Origin of the sequence: Pseudomonas sp. URIL14HWK12:I12, assembly GCF_003097135.1 — a bacterium.
Lineage (GTDB): Bacteria > Pseudomonadota > Gammaproteobacteria > Pseudomonadales > Pseudomonadaceae > Aquipseudomonas.
On sequence record NZ_QEQL01000009.1, the window covers coordinates 33,344 to 52,231 of the forward strand.

The 18,888-nt window shown below is 63.8% G+C and carries 12 protein-coding genes; 2 read left to right on the plus strand and 10 right to left on the minus strand.

The annotated features are described in order from the left end of the window. Window positions 1–82: 82 nt before the first annotated feature. A complete protein-coding gene (locus tag F474_RS21995; protein WP_097089314.1) occupies window positions 83–613 on the plus strand; it encodes a hypothetical protein in 531 nt (176 codons plus the stop codon). Between the two features lie 44 nt (window positions 614–657). On the opposite strand, the gene F474_RS22000 is transcribed toward F474_RS21995, so the two are convergent. The 3 genes from F474_RS22000 to F474_RS22010 all read right to left on the minus strand — a co-directional run bounded on the left by F474_RS22000 (window position 658) and on the right by F474_RS22010 (window position 7,386). Beyond that, a complete protein-coding gene (locus tag F474_RS22000; RefSeq protein WP_097089311.1) occupies window positions 658–1,290 on the minus strand; it encodes a hypothetical protein in 633 nt (210 codons plus the stop codon). Between the two features lie 104 nt (window positions 1,291–1,394). After that, window positions 1,395–3,023: an FMN-binding glutamate synthase family protein gene (locus F474_RS22005; protein WP_097089308.1), complete on the minus strand. Its 1,629-nt coding sequence runs from the start codon at window positions 3,021–3,023 to the stop codon at window positions 1,395–1,397. 85 nt (window positions 3,024–3,108) lie between these two features. Then, window positions 3,109–7,386, minus strand: a complete 4,278-nt coding sequence (locus F474_RS22010; protein WP_097089305.1) for a DEAD/DEAH box helicase — start codon at window positions 7,384–7,386, stop codon at window positions 3,109–3,111. An 82-nt stretch (window positions 7,387–7,468) separates the two neighbouring features. On the opposite strand from F474_RS22010, the gene F474_RS22015 reads away from it, so the two are divergent. Further along, the gene (locus F474_RS22015; RefSeq protein WP_097089302.1) at window positions 7,469–7,861 is read left to right on the plus strand and encodes an NUDIX domain-containing protein; all 393 of its coding nucleotides are present in this window, start codon (window positions 7,469–7,471) and stop codon (window positions 7,859–7,861) included. On the opposite strand, the gene metR is transcribed toward F474_RS22015, so the two are convergent. From metR to F474_RS22050, 7 genes are all read right to left on the minus strand, one after another. After that, on the minus strand, window positions 7,848–8,771 hold the full coding sequence (metR, locus tag F474_RS22020) for a transcriptional regulator MetR (protein ID WP_097089300.1): 924 nt from the start codon (window positions 8,769–8,771) through the stop codon (window positions 7,848–7,850). The genes F474_RS22015 and metR overlap by 14 nt on opposite strands. Before the next feature lie 127 nt (window positions 8,772–8,898). Then, window positions 8,899–13,329: a dermonecrotic toxin domain-containing protein gene (locus F474_RS22025; RefSeq protein ID WP_097089299.1), complete on the minus strand. Its 4,431-nt coding sequence runs from the start codon at window positions 13,327–13,329 to the stop codon at window positions 8,899–8,901. A 68-nt stretch (window positions 13,330–13,397) separates the two neighbouring features. Further along, the gene (locus tag F474_RS22030; protein WP_097089297.1) at window positions 13,398–14,720 is read right to left on the minus strand and encodes a sigma-54 dependent transcriptional regulator; all 1,323 of its coding nucleotides are present in this window, start codon (window positions 14,718–14,720) and stop codon (window positions 13,398–13,400) included. Then, entirely contained in the window at window positions 14,717–16,609 is a 1,893-nt protein-coding gene (locus tag F474_RS22035; RefSeq protein WP_097089294.1) for an ATP-binding protein, read from the minus strand. Before F474_RS22035 ends, F474_RS22030 begins: the two co-directional genes overlap by 4 nt. Before the next feature lie 82 nt (window positions 16,610–16,691). After that, complete coding sequence (locus tag F474_RS22040; protein WP_097089292.1) at window positions 16,692–17,426, minus strand: amino acid ABC transporter ATP-binding protein; 735 nt, start codon at window positions 17,424–17,426, stop codon at window positions 16,692–16,694. Beyond that, entirely contained in the window at window positions 17,423–18,091 is a 669-nt protein-coding gene (locus tag F474_RS22045) for an amino acid ABC transporter permease (RefSeq protein WP_165830360.1), read from the minus strand. The genes F474_RS22040 and F474_RS22045 overlap by 4 nt, the downstream gene beginning before the upstream one ends. Next, window positions 18,088–18,834, minus strand: coding sequence for an amino acid ABC transporter permease (locus F474_RS22050; RefSeq protein WP_097089288.1), 747 nt, complete (start codon window positions 18,832–18,834; stop codon window positions 18,088–18,090). The genes F474_RS22045 and F474_RS22050 overlap by 4 nt, the downstream gene beginning before the upstream one ends. Window positions 18,835–18,888: the final 54 nt, after the last annotated feature.

An 18,888-nucleotide genomic window follows, 5' to 3' on the forward strand; every position in this document is an offset into this window, starting at 1 on the left:
TCCCGCTTGATGGCATAATGCCTTCCTTCGACAATACGCCATCACTTAAACCAAGCAAGGACCTGCTGTGATAAAGCCTTACATGCCCCTCGCACTTTTCGCGCTGCTGTTGCAGGGCTGCGGTGTAACAATGGCTCGCTACGAGCCCGCCTACGACAACGTCCAGATACTCAAGCAGAACGCACCCATGCAACCTATGCGTGAGGCACAGGTGCAGGCCGATTCAGGGCAGGGGTCATTGCTGGTTCGGCTCAACCCAATTTCGTCGCCTGCCGGAAGCATCCCGCTGCATGTCCAGGCAGCTATCAACGATGAACTCCGCCGGGCAGGGCTGCTGGACCCTCAGGCCGCACGTCAATTGCAAGTGCAGCTGATCAAGAGCCAGTTGAACAGTGGCGTGGCGACAGGGGATGGTGAATTGGCCGCCCATTTCGTGCTGCGCCAAGGCGATCAGGTAGTGTTCGAAACTACCAAACAGGTAGAGCGCCGGTGGAGCAGCAGCTTCTTTGGGCCTATTGCAATTCCAGTTGCCGCTAACAACTACAATCCGATGTTGCAGTCGCTGCTCAGGTCGCTGTACAGCGACCCGCAATTTTTGAAAGCGTTGAAGTAACTGGTCAGCAAGGGAGCCACGCCAGCGGCTCTCTTGCTCGGGGGTCACGGGTTGTTCGCGCGAATGTCGGTGCCTGCGTAGCGAGCCTGATTGCGAGCCGCCCAATCCTTGAGCAGCGCATTGACCTGCCGGTCGAACGTGTCGTTGAAGGCAGCTTGTACGGTATGGCCCATTGCAGGCAGGAACCAGATACCCATCCAAGTGTGGATGGCGTCATGGTTACTCGCCTTGCTCACGGGTTGGTCGTGATCGTCCAGTGTTTCCAGGGTCATGGTGTACTGATCGGTGGCCATCGCGGGAATCACGCCCAAGGTCAATCCACTGAGCGCGCCCAATGCTACCTGCCCGCCGCTCGGCGCATGGTTGTAGACCTTTAACCGCAGGCGCGTATCGCCTGGCTGTTTTTCAAAGGCATCGAAACCGATACGTCCAAACAGTTCGGAATTACTGAGGGTGCGTTTGAGTTCCGGTTTGAGTGCATCGCGCACCTGTGGCAACTCGGTGGCCGACCCGGCAGGGTCGCCTTGGTAGAAATTGAAATCCACGTAAACGTTGGGTTTGCTCGTATACCCGCTCATCGATGGCAGAGTGACGGGCGCGACTTCGTCTTGGGTAAAGCTTGCGCAGCCGCTGAGGGTAAGCGCCAAGACGACACCCAGGGCTTTTAGCAATTGCATTTTCACTTCCTTGCTTGACTATCGAACGCCCGACCAGGGCGCGGGGATTGTATCGCTTTTTGGATAGTGGCAAAAGGCCTTATCGCTGGATGCCGAAAGCGGCCTCAGGCGACCGCCTCATCCACCGAAGCCCCTTCGAAGCTCGAAGCCCTGGCAATTGCCCACATGCGAGCGTAGAACTCCCCATTCACCTCGCCACTGAGCAGTTCGCCCGGTTTCAGAAACACGTGCATCTGCGAAAACAGCTTCACCTCGGTTGCGCTCATGCGCCGAACCAGATGCTTGGCAGTGAGCTGTGAAGGGTGTGTGAGGCCGGCGGCGGCGAGCATTTCGGCCAGGGCCTTGAGGGTGCTGCGGTGGAAGTTGTAAACCCGCTGGGCTTTGTCTGGCACGACCAGGGCGCGCTGGCGTAGCAGGTCTTGTGTCGCCACGCCGGTGGGGCATTTGTTGGTGTGGCAGCTTTGCGATTGGATGCAACCGATCGCGAACATGAAACCCCGCGCCGAGTTGGCCCAATCCGCCCCAATGGCCATCACGCTAGCCAGGTCGAAGGCGCTGATCACCTTGCCGCTGGCGCCCAGCTTGATCTTATCGCGCAGGCCGATGCCCACCAGGGTGTTGTGCACGAACAGCAAGCCCTCGCGCATTGGCACACCCAGGTGGTCGGTGAATTCCACCGGTGCCGCACCGGTGCCGCCCTCGGCACCATCGACCACGATGAAGTCCGGCAGAATGCCGGTTTCCAGCATGGCCTTGGCGATACCCATGAATTCCCACGGGTGGCCCAGGCACAGCTTGAAGCCCACCGGCTTGCCGCCGGAAAGCTCACGGAGCCTGGCGATGAAGTGCATGAGCTCCAGCGGAGTATCGAAGGCACTGTGCCGCGACGGCGACACGCAATCCTGATCCATTGGTACGCCCCGGGTGCGGGCGATTTCCTGGGTGATCTTGTGCTTGGGGAGGATGCCGCCATGGCCAGGCTTGGCGCCCTGCGACAGCTTGATTTCGATCATCTTGACCTGAGGCGAGCACGCCTGTTCGGCGAACTTGGCCGGGTCGAAGCGGCCGTCATCGGCTCGGCAGCCAAAGTAGCCGCTGCCCAGCTCCCAGGTCAGGTCGCCGCCGGCTTCACGGTGATAGGGGCTGATGCTGCCTTCGCCTGTGTCGTGGTAGAAATTGCCCAGTTTGGCGCCTTTGTTCAGCGCACGAATGGCGTTGGCGCTGAGAGAGCCGAAGCTCATCGCCGAGATATTGAACACCGAGGCCAAGTAAGGTTGGGTGCACTGCGGGCCGCCGATGCGCACGCGAAAGCTCTCCGGGTCGCTCATCGGTGCCGGGCGCATCGAGTGGCTGATGAATTCGTAGCCGGTCTGGTAGACGTTCATCAAGGTGCCGAAGGGTTTGTCGGAGGCTTCGTTCTTGGCGCGGGAATACACCAGCGCGCGCTGGGCGCGGGAGAACGGGGTCGCCTCTTCGTCGGCTTCGAGCAGGTACTGGCGGATCTCGGGGCGAATGCCTTCGATCAGGTAGCGGATGTTGCCCAGGATCGGGTAGTTACGGCGCACGGCGTGGCGGCTCTGCAGCAGGTCGAACAGCCCCAGCAGGCTGAGTGCTCCGGCGATCAGGGTGAAGATCCACAGCCACTGATGGTGCGGCGCGAAGGGCAGGGTGAAGAGGGTGAACAGCACGCAACCGACGAAGAACGCATAACGGCTCAGTAACGACAGGTTCATGGATATTCCTTATCAGCGGGGGCGCCAGTATCAAAACCATACCGCAGAAGGCGGCCCGACGCCTGCTACCGGCGGGTAATCTTCATCAGGGGCCAGCGTCGCGGATCAACAGATCACGCACGGCCGGCTCTTCGGCTTGCAGGTAGTGTGCTTTGCCGGCCGTGCGGGTGGCCACCAGTAGCCCATCGCGAAACACCAACCGGTTGCCTGGCACAGCGGGCACCTTGATACCCGGCAACAGCGTACCGGCCTGGTTCAGCGGGTCCAGCGCGCTGATGCACACCAGTTCCCCGCTTTCGGGCTGCTTGCGCAACTGGCGCAGCAATGGGATCGCCTCGGGCAAGGCGAACTGCTCACCGGCCAGGCCGTCGACGAAGCGCCCGCCGCGAATCTCGCCGCGCGCTTCGAGCCGATGCAGCGTGCGCAGCAGCACACGCCAACTGGGCAGCCAACTCGCCTCTCGCTCCAATAGGCGCCAGAACACAACGCCATAGCGGCGCAACAGCGTTCTGGCCACGGTTTCGGCTTTTTCTTCCTCGCTCAGGTCGCTGGCTGGGGCGCGCACCAGGGCCCAGCGCCCGGCATCGTCCATGCCGCCGATGTAGGCCCCGCGCCCACGCCGTGGGCTACGGGCTTGGCGGCGGCCGGCCGGAGTGATCAGCGCGCGCAGGCCGGCGAAGCTGTCGGCTGTGACCTGCCCGGTGGCAACCGCTTCTTGAAGCGCATTTTCAAGCTCGGTGGGTAGCAGCCGTGCCTCGCCCTGCAATTCGTCGAAGAACAGCGCGCCCTGGGCCCTGAGCGCCTCGACCACGCGCGCGGTGCGAGCGCTCAGCTCAGCAGGCTCGCTGCTGGCACTCAGGGCCCGCCAGAAGCCCGCTTGCGCCCGTGGCAGCAGGAGGATGGCCGAGCCACGCAGGGTGGTGCCTGCCTTGCCGGCCGCCCCGGGCCGTAACCAAGCGGCCCGGCCCTGGCGACAGGCTTCGTCCAACCAGGTACCGCTGTAGCCCTTCAGGCGCGGCGCTAGCAATTCCTGTTCCCAGCCCCCAGCGGCAGCGCTGTAGCCTTCCAGCAAGGCCAACACCTCCCCCAGGGCTTGGGCGCCTTGCAGGCGGCTGGCGGGCGCCAGGTGTTGCCACTGGAAGGCAAAGCGCATGAAGGTCTGCAGGCTGACCGGCTCGATCTCACGGCGCAGGCGCTTGACGGTGTAGCGGTGGATGCGCGCCAGCAGGTGGCGCTCGCACCACTGGGTGTGTGGTATGCCGGGGCGGAACTGGCCCCGCAGCACATAGCCCTCGGTTTCCAGCCGCGCCAGGGCTTGTTCGAGGTGATTGCCTGGCACCCGCAACGGCTCGGCCAGTTCCTCCAGCCGCAAAGGGCCGGCACCGCCAAGGCGGCCACGCACCAGCTCAAGCAACGCGTGGTCGGGGTCCTCGGGTTGGTCGAAACCAGGCGGCGCGTTCAGGTGTGATGCGACCGGCACCTGTGGGTACACCGCGCGCATGGCCATCAGGTGCTCCGTCGCAAACCACAAGCCGTGCCCATCGGTGAAGTCCATCCGAGCCGCACGGCCTTGCGTGGCCAGGGCCTTCAGCCAGGTTGCCCATTGCGCATGGGCACCCGCTTCGGCCTGCGTCACCGCGCCCAGGCTCATCAGCGCCTCGTGCATTTCATCGGTATTGCGCGGCGCCGGCCAGGCCTCGGCAGCCACCGCCTCGATGGCCTCGGCATCGAGCAGGCCCAGGTCGTCGGCGCTCTGTGGGTCGCTCCAGCGCCTGGCCAGCACTGCCTGTGTGCGCCGCTCTTCTACCGGGGCATCGTCGAGAAAGGCGTAGGGCCGCGCGTTGAGGATGGCAGCAGCCAAGGGAGAGGGGGCGGGCAGATCGCGGCACACCAGCCGCACCTGGCCTTGCTCAATGCGCCGCAACAACGCCAGCCAGCTCTCGGCATCCAGGGCCTCGTGCAGGCAGTCATCAAGGGTCTGGTTCACCAGGGGGTGGTCGGGCACTTCGCGCTCGCCGGCCAGGTTTTCAAGGCAGGCGATCTGGTCGGGGAACACTTGGGCGATGAGGTCTTCGCTTTTCATGCGCTGCAGCTGGGGCGCCACTTTGCGCCCACCGCTGTAGCGCGGCAGTGCGAGCGCGGTTGAAGCGTTCCAGCGCCAGCGCACGCCGAACAGCGGCGCTTCGAGCACTGCCTGGATGAGGATGTGTTCGGCACTCTGGCTGTTCAGGTACCGCCACACCTCGGCCAGCTCGAAGCTATGACTGGTCGACAGCGACAACACAATCGCATCTTCACTGGCCGCCGCTTGCAGTTCGAAATTGAACGCGCGGCAAAAGCGCTTGCGCAGCGCCAGGCCCCAGGCGCGGTTGACCCGGCTACCGAACGGGCTGTGGATGATCAACTGGGTAGCGCCGGATTCATCGAAGAATCGCTCCATCACCAGCGTATGCTGCGACGGCAGCGCGCTCAGTGCCTGGCGCGTGCGGGCCAGATAGTCCAATAGCTGCTCGGCGCTGTCTGCCGCCAGGCCTTTGTCTTGCTGCAACCACTCCAGCACGGGCCCAAGTTCACCATGGGCCGCCTGCAAGCGCAGGTCGATGTCGGCCTGCAACCGCCCCACCGAAGCCGAAAGCTCGTCGCTGCGCCCAGGTGCCTCGCCAAGCCAGAACGGGATGTTCGGTGCCTGCCCTTTGGCGTCCTCCACCCGCACCCGGCCACTTTCTACCCGTAGGATGCGATAAGGGGTGTTGCCGAGCTGAAACACATCACCGGCGATGCTCTCCACTGCGAAGTCTTCGTTGACCGTGCCAATGTTCAGCCCCTGGGGCTCGAGCACCACGCTGTAGTCGGCGTTGTCCGGGATGGTGCCGCCGCTGGTCACTGCGGTGAGCTGGCTACCGCGACGCCCCCTGAGGGTGCCGTTGACCGCATCGCGGTGCAGGTAGGCGCTGCGCAGGCCCTGGGCACTGGCGTAACCACCGGTCAAGGTGTTCAGCAGCGCCTGGTACTGGGCGTGGTCAAGGTCGCGGTAGGGCATGGCTCTGCGCAAGCAGTCGAACAGCGCCTGTTCGTGCCACTCCTGGCTGCTGACCTCCGCGACGATCTGCTGCGCCAGCACGTCCAACGGGGCGTGGCTGACCTTCAATTCGTCCAGCTCACCGCGCCTTACACAATCGAGCAAGGCTACGCACTCGATCAGGTCGTCCCGCGAGGTAGGGAACAGCCGGCCCTTGGGCGTGCCGCCGACGAAGTGGCCGGAACGGCCCACTCGCTGCAGAAAAGCTGCGATCGAACCGGGAGAGGCGACTTGGCAGACCAGGTCGACCTCGCCGATGTCGATGCCCAGTTCCAGTGAGGCCGTGGCGACGAGCACCTGCAGCTCGCCGGCTTTCAGGCGTTGCTCGGCGCTCAGCCGCTGCTCGCGGGCCAGGCTGCCATGGTGCGCAGCGACCGCGCCCTGGCCGAGCCGGTCAGACAGGTGCCTGGCCAGCCGCTCGGCCAGGCGACGGGTATTGACGAACACCAAGGTGGTGCGGTGCGCTCGTGCAAGGTCGGCCAGCCGCTGATAGATCAGCTCCCAGACATCGTTGGCCATTACCGCACCCAGGGGTACCGGCGGCAGCTCAAGTGCGAGGTCCCGCGGCCGGGCATGGCCGATGTCGACGATTTGGCATGGCCGGCCATCGCCAGCCAGCAGGTGCGCTACCCGTTCAATTGGCTTTTGCGTGGCCGACAGGCCAATACGCCGCAGCGCCCGACCGCTCAGGGCCTGCAGCCGCTCGAGCGTCAGCGCCAGGTGAGCGCCGCGTTTGCTGGCGGCCACGGCATGGATCTCATCGACGATGACGGTGTGCACCTGGCCGAGCATGCCACGCCCGCTGGCCGAGCCCAGCAAGACATACAGCGACTCCGGTGTGGTGACCAGGATATGGGGCGCCTCCCGGCGCATGCGCGCTCGGTCTTTCTGGGGGGTGTCACCGGTGCGGACAGCAGTGCGCAGGGTCGGCATCGCCGCGCCGAGCGCACCTAGCTGCTCGGCGATACCGGCCAAGGGCCGTTGCAGGTTGATCTGGATATCGTTGGACAGCGCCTTGAGCGGAGAGACGTATACCACCAACGTTGTGTCGGGTAACTCGCCGGCCAGCCCCTGGCGCACCAGTTCGTCGATCACCGCCAGGAATGCAGTGAGGGTTTTACCCGAGCCGGTGGGCGCAGCCACCAGCGTGGACTCGCCGGCCTGGATGAGCGGCCAGGCGAGCGCCTGCGCCTCGGTCGGCTGGCCGAAGGTGCGTGCGAACCAGGCGCTGACGGCCGGGTGCAGGCGGTCGAGGGCGGGAGCAAGCTCGGTGAGTGAATTCATGACCCTGTTATGCGGCCCCCCCGCTGCGGATGCAAGTACGTTCGTCTGGCGCTAAGCTGCGCGCTTTGCCTGCGAGGTTCCGATGCCCAAGACCATTTATATTGCCGCGGCGCTGTTGCTGGACGCCCAGGGCCGCTCCTTGCTGGTGCGCAAGCGCGGTAGCTCGATTTTCATGCAGCCTGGCGGCAAGATCGATGCGGGAGAAACCCCGCTGCAGGCGCTGGTGCGTGAGCTGGAAGAAGAGTTGCAACTGCGGATCGACCCGGCCCAGGCACGGCCGCTGGGCCAGTTCCGTGGGCCGGCAGCCAATGAGCCGGGCTTCGAGGTGTGCTGCGAATTGTTCGAGGTGCGCACCGAACAGGCCGTCGAGCCTGCTGCGGAAATCGAAGAGGCGCGCTGGGTGACCAGCCCAGACGGGCTACAGGTGGCCCCCCTTTCGCGCGATCAGATCTTCCCGCGTTTCATGCCTGCCTAGCGGCACTGACACCGTCAAGGGTGGCGAAGGAGGTGTCTTTGGCGGTCAGCAGAAAGTCGCGCATGAACGGCGCCTCGAGCATGTCGCTGCGCACGCCGGCGTAGAGTGTGGCAAACAGGCCTTTCTCCCCCAGCCGCTTGCCGCGCACATAGCCCCGGGCGCTGTATTCGTGCAACGCCCAGTGCGGCATGCCGCACACCCCGCGGCCGCTGGCAACCAGTTGCATCATCATCACCGTCAGCTCGGCGGTGCGCACTGCGGCCGGCTCGATGTCGGCCGGCTCCAGGAAGCGGGTGAAAATGTCCAGCCGCTCGCGCTCCACAGGGTAAGTGATCAGCGTCTGATCGCGCAGGTCGTCCGGCACGATGAAAGGCTTGTTGGCCAGTGGGTGCTGGTTGGCAACGGCCAGCATGGCTTCGTAGGTGAACAGCGGCACGTAGGTGATACCGGACAGCTCCAGAGGGTCGGAAGTCACCACCAGGTCAAGGTCGCCGCGGGCGAGCGCCGGCAGGGGGGCGAAGGCGAAGCCGGAGGCCAGGTCCAGCTCCACTTCAGGCCAGGCGTCGCGGAATTGATCAATGGTGGGCATTAACCACTGAAAACAACTATGGCACTCGATGGCCATGTGCAGGCGCCCCGCCGTGCCGCCGGCCAGGCGTGCCAGGTCACGCTCGGCGCCGCGCATCAGCGGCAGGGTGGCGTCGGCCAGTTGTAGCAGGCGCAGCCCGGCACTGGTGAAACGCACGGGTTTTGTCTTGCGGATGAACAGCGCCATGCCCAGGCGCTCTTCAAGCTCTTTGAACTGATGTGAGAGGGCCGATTGAGTCAGGTGCAAGCGCTCGGCGGCTTCCACCAGGCTGTCGGCTTCGCGCAGGGCATGCAAGGTTTTGAGGTGGCGGATTTCGAGCATGGGCGGTCCATGAGACAGAAGGTAGCAACATGTCAGGCATGTTGAATTTCGCTCATGATACGCGCCGCTGGGGGGTAGGGTGAAGCGTGGCCCCGGCCTCTGTAAGGCTGGGGGCCACAGCCGCAGGTCAGGCGTCGAAACGTGCCTGGTAGCGGTACATGAAGGTAATGTCCAGGTCTGCACGCAGGATGGCGGGTGCGTTTTCACCCTGGCTCAGTTGCCAGTTCAACCCGAGGTGGCGTTGCACCACGGTCTTCAGATGGGCCTTGCTGAAGTTGATCAGGCGCGAATTGCTATGAGGGTAATGAACATGCGCATACCACAGCACCGCGCCATTCTCGTTATCGATGATGCTGAATTCGTCCATGTAGCCCACCCCATCGGAGCCTCGCAGTGTACGGCGGGGGCCGACGCGCTCGATGCGGACCTGATTCTGGTCCAGCAGATACGCCAGCTTGGAGGCGCTGGGCGCTTCGGGGGCCTTGCTGAACCTCACCCGCAACATGTGGCCCTGGCGGCGCAGCTCCCCGGCATGGTCCAGCAAGCGCTGACGCAGGGTACCGGCCTCTTGATCATCGAAACGGATCAACTGGCGGGCATAGTCGTCGAGGCGGTCGGCCTCTATGTCCAGCATGCTCTGCAGGTCGGCACCGGTGATTGAAGACGACCCACTGGCTCGCTCGGCCCGGCTGACCGCATCGCGAGCTTTTTCCAGTGCCATGCGAGCGTGGGTGCGCACCTGGGTGGCGTTGACGGGGGCGGCTATTGGCCTTAAAGGTTCAGGCGCAGAGGCGCCCAGGCGATAGCGATCGGTTCGAGGCGCTGGAACCCAGCGTTCCTGAGTGCCGCCCAAGCGAGTGACGACCAGCTCCTCGCCTTCGCGATGGCCCAGATACCATTGGCCTTGATCATCCTGGAACGGGCGCAGTGGATGTTGGCCGGCCGGGCGGCCTGATGAGGTTGCAGCGGGATAGGCTGGAGTAGCGGTGCGGCGTTGCTTCATGGCACGGATCATCTCGAGCAGGCGTTCGTGAACGCGCTTGTCGATCATTTCCGGGTGAACGGCGGCGATTCCGTTCAGGGTGGCCTTGAATGTGTCCAGGCGCGTATGCAAGTCGTGGATCACTGCTGCTCGTTGCTCCTTGCTCAGCGAGCTGTTACGCAGGGAGACATCAATGTCCAGGGCGCGCTGCACGATATCGACCGAGCGCTGGTAATTGTTGACCACTCGCACCCATTCCGGAGTCTGGCCGTTGCGCATGAACAGGCGTGTCAGCACATCGAAGCGCAGGCCTTCGCCACGCTCGAAACTCCAGAGCGCCAGCGCTTGGTCGATGTGTTCATAGGTGGCGGCGGTTTGCTCGCCCAGCACGCGTATGTGCTGCGGCTTTACAACAGGCCGTGCCTCACGGGCGGCGTTGAGGGCGGTGAGCATTTCATCGGTTTCCACCAGCAGCCGAGCATCCAAAGGCCTCAGCCGCGCGCGGCTGTCCAGGAAGTCCTTCAGGGCAGAGAAGGTGGCACCTTCATCGACGGCAGAATCGATTGCCTGTTTCAAACGCAGCGCGAACTGTTCACTGGCTCGCTGGGCTTGTTCCAATGCCTGATCGGCAGCGCGGTAGCGTGCCATGCAGAGGTTGCGCTGCTGCCACTTGCAGAAGAACCTGAAGTGCGCGCAGCCGGCCACCGTTTTTTCTGGGTTGACAAACAGTTGCGTTCGTTGGCGTGGCGTCATTTCCTGCAAGGCGGCCCAGAGTTCGTCGTAGAGCGCTTCCTGTTGTTTCAGCAACGCCATCGTCGAGTGGAATTCCGACGGGTTGATTTCTTCACTATGAGCCCTGCGCATGACCGGAGCGACCTCGTCGAATATCCGCATCACTTGCTCTGATAGCCGAGCGACATGCTGCTGCCGGGTCTCGATCTGCAACAGCACCCGCCGGGGCAGATAACGGCGCAGCCACAACGGAACGCGACCATGAGCCGCTTCGGCCGCCCTTTGCAGCACGTTCCCTCCACCCTGGCCACCATGCTGTATGAGCCGCCCGAACAGGTTGCCGTGAGTCTCCCAGTTGCCGTCAGGGCTGAGTGCCACGGGCTGTTCTGCAAAGGCCCTGCCGGGCCTGCGCAGGCGCCAGGTTTGGAGCGTTGCATCCCACTGCACTTGGTAGACCTGGCCGTTGCGCAAGATCCAGTGATTGCCTTCATGTTGATAAACCTGCCTGAAGCGGCCCTGGGTGCCCACCGTCACGCCCTCGAGGCTGTGCTCTGTGGCATAGCCCTCGAAAGGGCGGTCCAGGCGCAACCGGTGGGCCGCCAGGCGCTGCAAGTTGGCCCTGGCCAGGCTGGCAGGGTGGCCGGCCCGAGCTACGGCAAGGTTAGCCTTGGTGGACAACACAGCACCGGTGGGTAACAGATCTATGGCCGCGCCCAACAAAGCCATCAGGGCCATCTGGACTTCCAGCAGCCCATCATCGCTCGCCCCCAGCTCGAAGTGGCGGGTAGCCTTGTACAACCCATACAGCCCTTCACCGATGTCGACCAAGGTGCTGATCCCTGGCACGAGGCCCAGTGCAATCGTGATGCCGTTGACTACCTGTTGGCGCGACAGGTCGGTTTGCAAGCCCAGGAGGTCGGCGTTGCTGCGGGCTGTCTCACGGTGCCTGCGCAGGTACACACCGGCGTGCTCATTGAGCAGCTGCTGGGCCATCGAACGCTCCAACGGCCAATTGGCCACGCTCTCGAACAGGTGATAGAAACCACTCTGCAGGGCTTGGCTGATCCGGGCGGCCAGCCAAGTGGGGTCGCCTTCGATGGCCCGCTGGGCAACGTAGTCGCGGATTTTGGGGTCAAGGCATAGGTCGGCCAGGTGCTCGAGCGCTTCGCTCACGCCCGCGTGCTGGGTCAAGGTGGCGCGCGGGGAGTACGGCAGATACAGCAGCACGCATGGCTGCTCAATGTCGACGATCAGCATGACGCTTTCGAGCTGTGCACCTGCGGTATGGACCTCTTGATTGAAGATCGCCAGGCGCACCGACTGCAAGCGTATGGACCCCCACTGCTCTGGGGTGTGGGCTCCCACTGCGCGTGCCAACATGGCCTGTGCGGTGCTATCGACCAGGCCCAGCACTTCGGCCGCCCTAGCCAGTACCCGCAATGCCGTTTCGAAGGGCCGGCGCAACACAGCCCTGCGTTCATCGGCATGCTCAGGGGAGGGGAAGAAATAGTGGCTCAGTACGTTTTCGTATCCCTGGGCCAGGTTCAGGGATTGCGCAGTGCGTTTGAGCCACTGGCTGTCGATGCCTGCACGGACACGGGCGGCGCTGGCAGGAAGCTCCGCTTCCACCTGCACAGTGAGAAAATCCAGGCGCCTGTCCAGCTCGCTGTCCACCGAAGTATTGATGTTGTGCAACAGGAACTGCCCAAGATCAACCTGCTCACGCTCGACGCTGGGCACCGTTTCGAAGGCCGGGATCTGCCGGGGGGCGCCAGCGTGCGGCAGGCGCCGAAGCTCAAGCCGTGCCGGCAGGTCGAGCGTTACCTGGCAGCGGCCTTCGATTGCGAAGTCGGCCTGAAGCTGGCGTACCACTTGATCCTGCACCCAACTCAAGCGTGAAGGCAGGTGCCCTTGCTGATGCAAGCGGGCCTCCTCGTGAGCCTGGCAGTGCTCGGCCAGGTCGTTGATCAGGGCGTGACGTTGTTCGTTGCTCAGCCGCTGTAGCCAGTCAAGGTTCACATCGCCGATCGCAAGCAAGCCTTGGCTGGCCAGCACCTGTGCCAATGCATGGTCGCGCGGCCAATGAGGGGTAGGGGTCAAGGCATCCACCAGTTCCAAGCGCACGGCATCCAGGGGTTCGGCTTCCTCGGCGGCGTTTACTGCACTTTCGATCGTGGCCAGCAGGGCGGCGGCAAAGGAATGCTCCGGAGCAGGGCGCGCAATGATCGAGTCCTGAGGCTCAAGCCCCAGCAGCAACGCCACATGCTCATAGGCCTCTTTGGGTGAAACGTAGCGTTTCAAGCCTCCGGGTAGCCGATGCCATGCCAGCAGCGTCGTGGCGGGCTGGCCGGGCTCAGCCAGTGCGAGGCGCTCGGTCATCAGCACGGGCCCCGGCAGCGGGTGCTCTGCTTGATCGATCACAAGCTGCGCCAACTGATAGCGGGGCGGTATCTGCTCGGCCTTGATCGAGTGGTCGCTGACGACGGTGACCAGTTCCAACTCGGACTCATTGAGCACACCCAGTGCAGCCTGTATCCGCGCCTCCATTGCAAGCGCGCTCAGGTTCAGCCGCGCCAGTGGTTCTAGTGCCTCCAGGCTGCTGTGTCGATCCCGCGTGACGGATTCGAGCAGCGGCCCGCTTAGCGCCAGGCTGGCCTGCCTGATTTTCTCCAATTCCAGATGGTGGTCGAGCAACTGCTCGAAGGTCTCGTTGGACTTGACCAGGCAAGCCAAAGCCAGCGCCCTTTGAGCGTCGGCTTCGGCCAGTGAGGGCAGGTGGTCTTCGAAATCGGTGGAGGCGCCAGAAAGCTCCAGCAGGGGTGCGTGATCGGCCGCTTGGGTCATGATGAGGGCTCCGTAGTGAAAGGTGCACGTATTCAAGCGCGCCCGATCATTTGCGAAGCCGTAGATAACTACCCGTTAAGCCCGTATTTCTTCACTTTGTCGAACAGCGTGGTTTTGGCCATGCCCAGCTCCTGGCTGGCCTGGCTGAGGTTACCGCCGGTGCGCGCCAATGCGTCGGTGAGCAAGTTGCGTTCGAAGGCTTCGACCGCTTCGGAAAAACTCAATCCCTGGCTTAGCCCGCTGCCCTGTTTGAATGCGGGCAGGCTCAGGGCGAAGCGCTCGGCCACGTTGCGCAGCTCGCGCACATTGCCCGGCCAGTCATGGCTCATCAGCTTGGAGACGGTGTGGCTGTCCAGCTCAGGGGCGGGGCGGTCGAAGCGCAGCGCCGCCTGCTGCAGAAAGTACTCGAACAGCTGAAGGATATCCTCGCGGCGCTCGCGCAGTGGAGGCAGCTCCAGCGTGACAACATTCAGGCGGTAGTAGAAATCGCTGCGGAACCCACCTTCACGGCCCAAAGCGTCGAGGTCGGCCTTGGTAGCCGCGATGACACGGCAATCGACCTCGACCGGCTGGTTCGAGCCCAGACGCTCGACCTGGCGCTCCTGAAGCACCCGCAACATCTTGATCTGCAGGTTCAGCGGCATGCTCTCGACCTCATCGAGAAACAAGGTGCCCCCGTTGGCGTGCTCGACTTTGCCGATACGGCGCTTGCCGGCACCAGTGAAAGCATTGGCTTCATGCCCGAAGATCTCGCTCTCGAACAGGCTCTCAGGCAGGCCGCCGCAGTTGAGCGCAACGAACGGCTCGCTCTGGCGCCGGCTGAAATCGTGCAGGCAACGGGCGATCAACTCCTTGCCGGTACCCGTTTCGCCTTCGATCAATACATTGGCCGCGGTGTCGGCGACATTGGCAATCAGCTCGCGCACTGCCTGCATGGCCGGTGAGCGGCCAATGATGCGCTGCTCCAGCGCGCCCCGCCCGGCCAGCTGTTTTTTCAAATGGTGCACTTCGCGCGCCAGGCCGCGATGCTCCAAGGCGCGACGGACCACATCTACCAGGCGCTCAGGGGAGAAGGGCTTTTCCATGAAGTCATAGGCACCTTGGCGCATCGCGCCAACGGCCATGGAGATGTCGCCGTGGCCGGTGATCAGCACCACCGGCAGGCTGGGGTCGCGAGCCCTGAGCTCGGCCAGCAGGGCCATGCCGTCCATGCCAGGCAGGCGGATGTCGCTGACCACGATGCCAGCGAAATCGCTGCCTACCCGCGCCAGAGCCTGCTCGGCGCTGCTCACGCCTTCGCAGGCAATGTCTTCCAGTGCCAATGCCTGCTGGCAGCCCAACAACACATGGGGGTCATCCTCGACAATCAAAACGCTCAAGGGGGTATTCATGGCGAGGGTCTCGCAAGGGTGGGGAAGGGCAGCAAAGGAATCCGCAGGACGAACGTGGCGCCCGGGCCCGGGTCGGCGGCAAGGGCCAGCTCGCCGCCGGCTGCTGCGGCCAGGCTGGCAGAGAGGGTCAGGCCCAGACCAAGGCCTTGTTCGCCCGGTTTTGTGGTGAAGAACGGTTCGAACAGGTGCTGGCGGGTGGCTTCATCCACGCCATGGCCGTTGTCTTGCACGCGCAGGCAGTAGTGCTCGCCCAGCGCCTGGCCGTGCAGGGTAAGGCAGGGGGCGTCGACACCCGCCATCGCGTCAAGGGCGTTGCCGATCAGGTTGCCCAGCACCTGCTCCAGGCGGGTCTGGTCGATGCCGACCCGTGCATCCGCCACCTGGCGGGCCACTTGCACGCCCACCAGGCGGGTGTCGAGCACCTGCAGCGCGGCATCCAGAGCGCTGCCGACGCTGGCCTGGCCATGATCGTCGCCGCGCCGCGCGAAGGCACGCAGGCTCGCGGTGATGCGCCCCATCCGGTCGACCAGGTCGTTGATGGTGCGAAGGTTGGTGCTGGCAACGTCCAGCGCGCCTCGTTCGAGAAACCGAACGGTATTGCCGGAGAGCGTGCGCAGTGCCGCCAGGGGCTGGTTGAGCTCGTGGGCGATGCTGGTAGACATCTGCCCGATGGCTGCGAGCTTGCCCGCACGCACCAGTTCATCCTGCGCCTGGCGCAGGGTCTCTTCAGCGTGGCGACGTTCGCGGATCTGCGCGCGCAGGCGTTCATTGCTTGCGCGCAGGTCGGCCGTGCGCTCTGCGATTCGTTTTTCGAGCAGGTTGTTGGCCTCCTCAAGCGCCTCTCGCGCTGCCAATCGCGTGGCTAGCACCTTGCGCCGTTCTTTCCAGGCAATGAACAGAAAAGCCATCAGCGCGAAAGCCACGCCCACCAGGGTGCCCATGATCATCGCTTCGTGGCGCTGCTCCCGCAGTGGCGTAAGCAGGGTGAAGCGCCACTGGGTGTCGGGCAGCACCCGGCTTTGTGCCAGGTAGGCCACTGCGCTGGCGTTGCCGCTGTCGTCGGTCTGCACCAGGGAAAGGCGTTCCACCCCCTGGGCCAGCGTCTCGCGCTCCACGGGCTCCAGCTCGGTGAGGCGGTACCAGTAATATTGCAGGCTGCGCGCCAGGCGCTCGAGGATCACTTCGTTGAGCGGGTAGATCGACTTCAGCCGCCGCGCCGGGTCGCTGGAGAGAATGATGATGCCGTTCTCGTCGCTGACGAAGGCCTCCAGCCGAGCGCGCTTCCAGCGTTCCTCCATGGCCTCCAGGCGCACCTTGATCACAGCCACCCCGATGATCCGCCCGTGGTCCTCAAGGCCGTGGGCCAGGTAATAGCCCGGCTCGCCGGTGGTGGTGCCGATGCCGTAGTAGCGGCCGGTCTGCCCGCGGATGGCATCCTTGAAATAGGGGCGGAACGACAAGTCTTCGCCCAGGAAGCTGTCGGTGTCGCGCCAGTTGCTGGTGGCCTGCACTCGGCCGGTGGGGTCGAGCACGTAAATAACCCGGGCCCCGCTGCGTCGCTGCAGGCCTTCGAGGTAGGTGTTCACCGCGCCGCGGCGGCCGCCGTCGGGCCAGGCCAGTAGGTCGGAGACGCTGGTTTCCAGCTCCAGAACACTGGGCAGGTAGCGATACTGGTTCAGTTCGATCTCAAGCGCGCGGGCGTTGAGCTCCATCTGTCGCGCACCAGACTCACTGAGCGAGCGAAGGCCGTACTGGTCGCTGATCCAATAGCCCAGCACCCCCAGGGCACTGGTGACCAGGATGATCAACGGCAACATCAACAGATGGCGGTGGGAACGTGGAAGCACGAGGAAGGTAGCAGGCCGCTGGGGAGTGAGGCGCCATTTCATCACAGCGCCCTGCCACTGCCCAGTGCCAGGCGCCTGGCCATGCGCAGCGGCATGGCCAGGGCAGGCAGGGCCGGGTGGCCGATCAATGCTGCAGGATCCGCGACAGGAAATGGCGAGCGCGTTCGGATCGCGATTCGATGTCACCGAAGAACTCGTCCTTGGCGCAATCCTCGACGATCTGCCCTTGGTCCATGAAGATGACTCGGTCGGCTACCTTGCGTGCAAAACCCATCTCGTGAGTCACGCACATCATGGTCATGCCTTCCTGGGCCAATTGCACCATTACGTCCAGCACCTCGTTAACCATCTCCGGGTCCAGGGCCGAGGTGGGCTCGTCGAACAGCATCACGATCGGGTCCATCGCCAGTGCACGAGCGATGGCTACGCGCTGCTGCTGGCCGCCGGAGAGCTGGCCGGGAAACTTGTGCGCGTGGGCTTTCAGGCCTACTCGATCGAGCAGCGCCAGGCCTTTCTCGGTCGCTTCCGCCTTGCTGCGGCCCAGCACCTTGATCTGGGCGATCGTCAGGTTCTCGGTGATCGACAGGTGCGGGAACAGTTCGAAGTGCTGGAACACCATGCCCACGCGCGAGCGCAGCTTGGGCAGGTCGGTTTTGGCTGCGCCCACCGAGGTGCCATCGACGACGATGTCACCCTTCTGGAACGGTTCCAGTGCATTGACGCACTTGATCAGGGTGGACTTGCCCGACCCGGACGGGCCGCACACCACCACCACTTCACCTTTCTTGACCTCGGTGCTGCAGTCGGTGAGCACCTGGAAGTTGCCATACCACTTGGAGATGTTCTTGATGGAAATCATACGGCCAACCTTTTCTGCAGGCGCTTGACCAGTGCCGAGGCACCGAAGCTGATGAGGAAGTACACGACGCCGGCGAAGATCAGGAACTCATTGGCCTGGCCGACGATGTCGCCGCTGGAGCGCGCGGAGTTGAGGAAATCCACCAGGCCCACCGTGTAGACCAGCGAGGTGTCCTGGAACAGGATGATGCTCTGCTGCAACAGCAGCGGGGTCATCTTGCGAAACGCCTGGGGCAGGATGATCAACCGCATCATCTGGCCGTAGCGCATGCCCAGCGCCTGGGCGGCCCCCATCTGGCCCTTGGGAATGGCCTGCACCCCGGCACGCACGATTTCACAGAAATACGCCGCCTCGAACATCATGAACGCCACCACGCACGAGGTGAACGCACCGATGGGTGTGTTAGTGCCGGTGATCCAGCCGATCACGAATGGCACGGCCAGGTAGAACCAGGTGATCACCAGCAGCAGCGGGATGGAGCGGAAGTAGTTGACGTAGAAGCCGGCCACCTTCGACAGCAGCGGGTTGTGCGACAGCCGCATCAGTGCCAGCAGCGTGCCGAGGGTGATACCGCCGAGCACGCCCAGGGCCATGATCTTGAGCGTCATGATCAGGCCGTTCCACAGCGCGGGCAGCGCCGGGACGATTCCAGAGAAGTCCATCATTTACCCCCTGCGGAAATCATGCCGGGCACCAGCGCACGTTTTTCAACCAGGCGCATCAGCAACATCAGGCTCATGTTCAAGGTGAAGTAGATCAGGGTGGCCAGTGTGAAGGCTTCGAACAGCCGCGCAGAAAACTCGGCGGTCTGCTTGGTCTGTGCCAGCAGCTCCATCAGGCCGATCAGCGAGGCCACCGAGGAGTTCTTGAACACGTTCAGAAACTCTGAGGTCAGCGGCGGGATGATGATCCGAAAGGCTTGTGGCAGTAGCACGATCCGGTAGATCTGGCGGGTGGTGAAACCCATGGCGCGCGCTGCGGCAGCCTGGCCGCGCGGCAGTGATTCGATGCCGGTGCGCACTTGCTCACACACCCGTGCGGCGGTGAAGAGCCCCAGGCAGATCATCACGCTGATGAACGCCGACGTCGTGGGGTTGAGGTCTTGCTTGAACCATTCCTGCGCGCCTTCTGGCAGCAGGTCGGGCACCAGAAAGTACCAGATGAACAGCTGCACCAGCAGCGGCACGTTACGAAACAGTTCGACATACGCAGTGCCGATGGCGCGCAGCCAGCGGTTGGGGACGGTGCGCAGTACGCCGAGCACGGTGCCGAGCGCCAGGGCGACGACCCAGGCGCTGAGCGCAATGGCGATGGTCCAGCCCAGGCCCGAGATGTACCAGTCCAGGTAAATCTCGTCGCCTACGCCGGTGGAGTCGAAGAATACGCCCCAATTCCAGGAATAGTGCATGGTAGTGGCCTACACGAAAGGGGTAACCGAAGAGGCCTGGCCGCCGGGCAGGCG

Excerpts from the sequence above, each read along its gene's own strand:
- F474_RS21995 (WP_097089314.1), top strand. The coding sequence starts at position 83 with ATGCCCCTCGCACTTTTCGCGCTGCTGTTGCAGGGCTGCGGTGTAACA.
- F474_RS22000 (WP_097089311.1), bottom strand. The coding sequence starts at position 1,290 with ATGCAATTGCTAAAAGCCCTGGGTGTCGTCTTGGCGCTTACCCTCAGC.
- F474_RS22005 (WP_097089308.1), bottom strand. The coding sequence starts at position 3,023 with ATGAACCTGTCGTTACTGAGCCGTTATGCGTTCTTCGTCGGTTGCGTG.
- F474_RS22010 (WP_097089305.1), bottom strand. The coding sequence starts at position 7,386 with ATGAATTCACTCACCGAGCTTGCTCCCGCCCTCGACCGCCTGCACCCG.
- F474_RS22015 (WP_097089302.1), top strand. The coding sequence starts at position 7,469 with ATGCCCAAGACCATTTATATTGCCGCGGCGCTGTTGCTGGACGCCCAG.
- metR (WP_097089300.1), bottom strand. The coding sequence starts at position 8,771 with ATGCTCGAAATCCGCCACCTCAAAACCTTGCATGCCCTGCGCGAAGCC.
- F474_RS22025 (WP_097089299.1), bottom strand. The coding sequence starts at position 13,329 with ATGACCCAAGCGGCCGATCACGCACCCCTGCTGGAGCTTTCTGGCGCC.
- F474_RS22030 (WP_097089297.1), bottom strand. The coding sequence starts at position 14,720 with ATGAATACCCCCTTGAGCGTTTTGATTGTCGAGGATGACCCCCATGTG.
- F474_RS22035 (WP_097089294.1), bottom strand. The coding sequence starts at position 16,609 with ATGAAATGGCGCCTCACTCCCCAGCGGCCTGCTACCTTCCTCGTGCTT.
- F474_RS22040 (WP_097089292.1), bottom strand. The coding sequence starts at position 17,426 with ATGATTTCCATCAAGAACATCTCCAAGTGGTATGGCAACTTCCAGGTG.
- F474_RS22045 (WP_165830360.1), bottom strand. The coding sequence starts at position 18,091 with ATGATGGACTTCTCTGGAATCGTCCCGGCGCTGCCCGCGCTGTGGAAC.
- F474_RS22050 (WP_097089288.1), bottom strand. The coding sequence starts at position 18,834 with ATGCACTATTCCTGGAATTGGGGCGTATTCTTCGACTCCACCGGCGTA.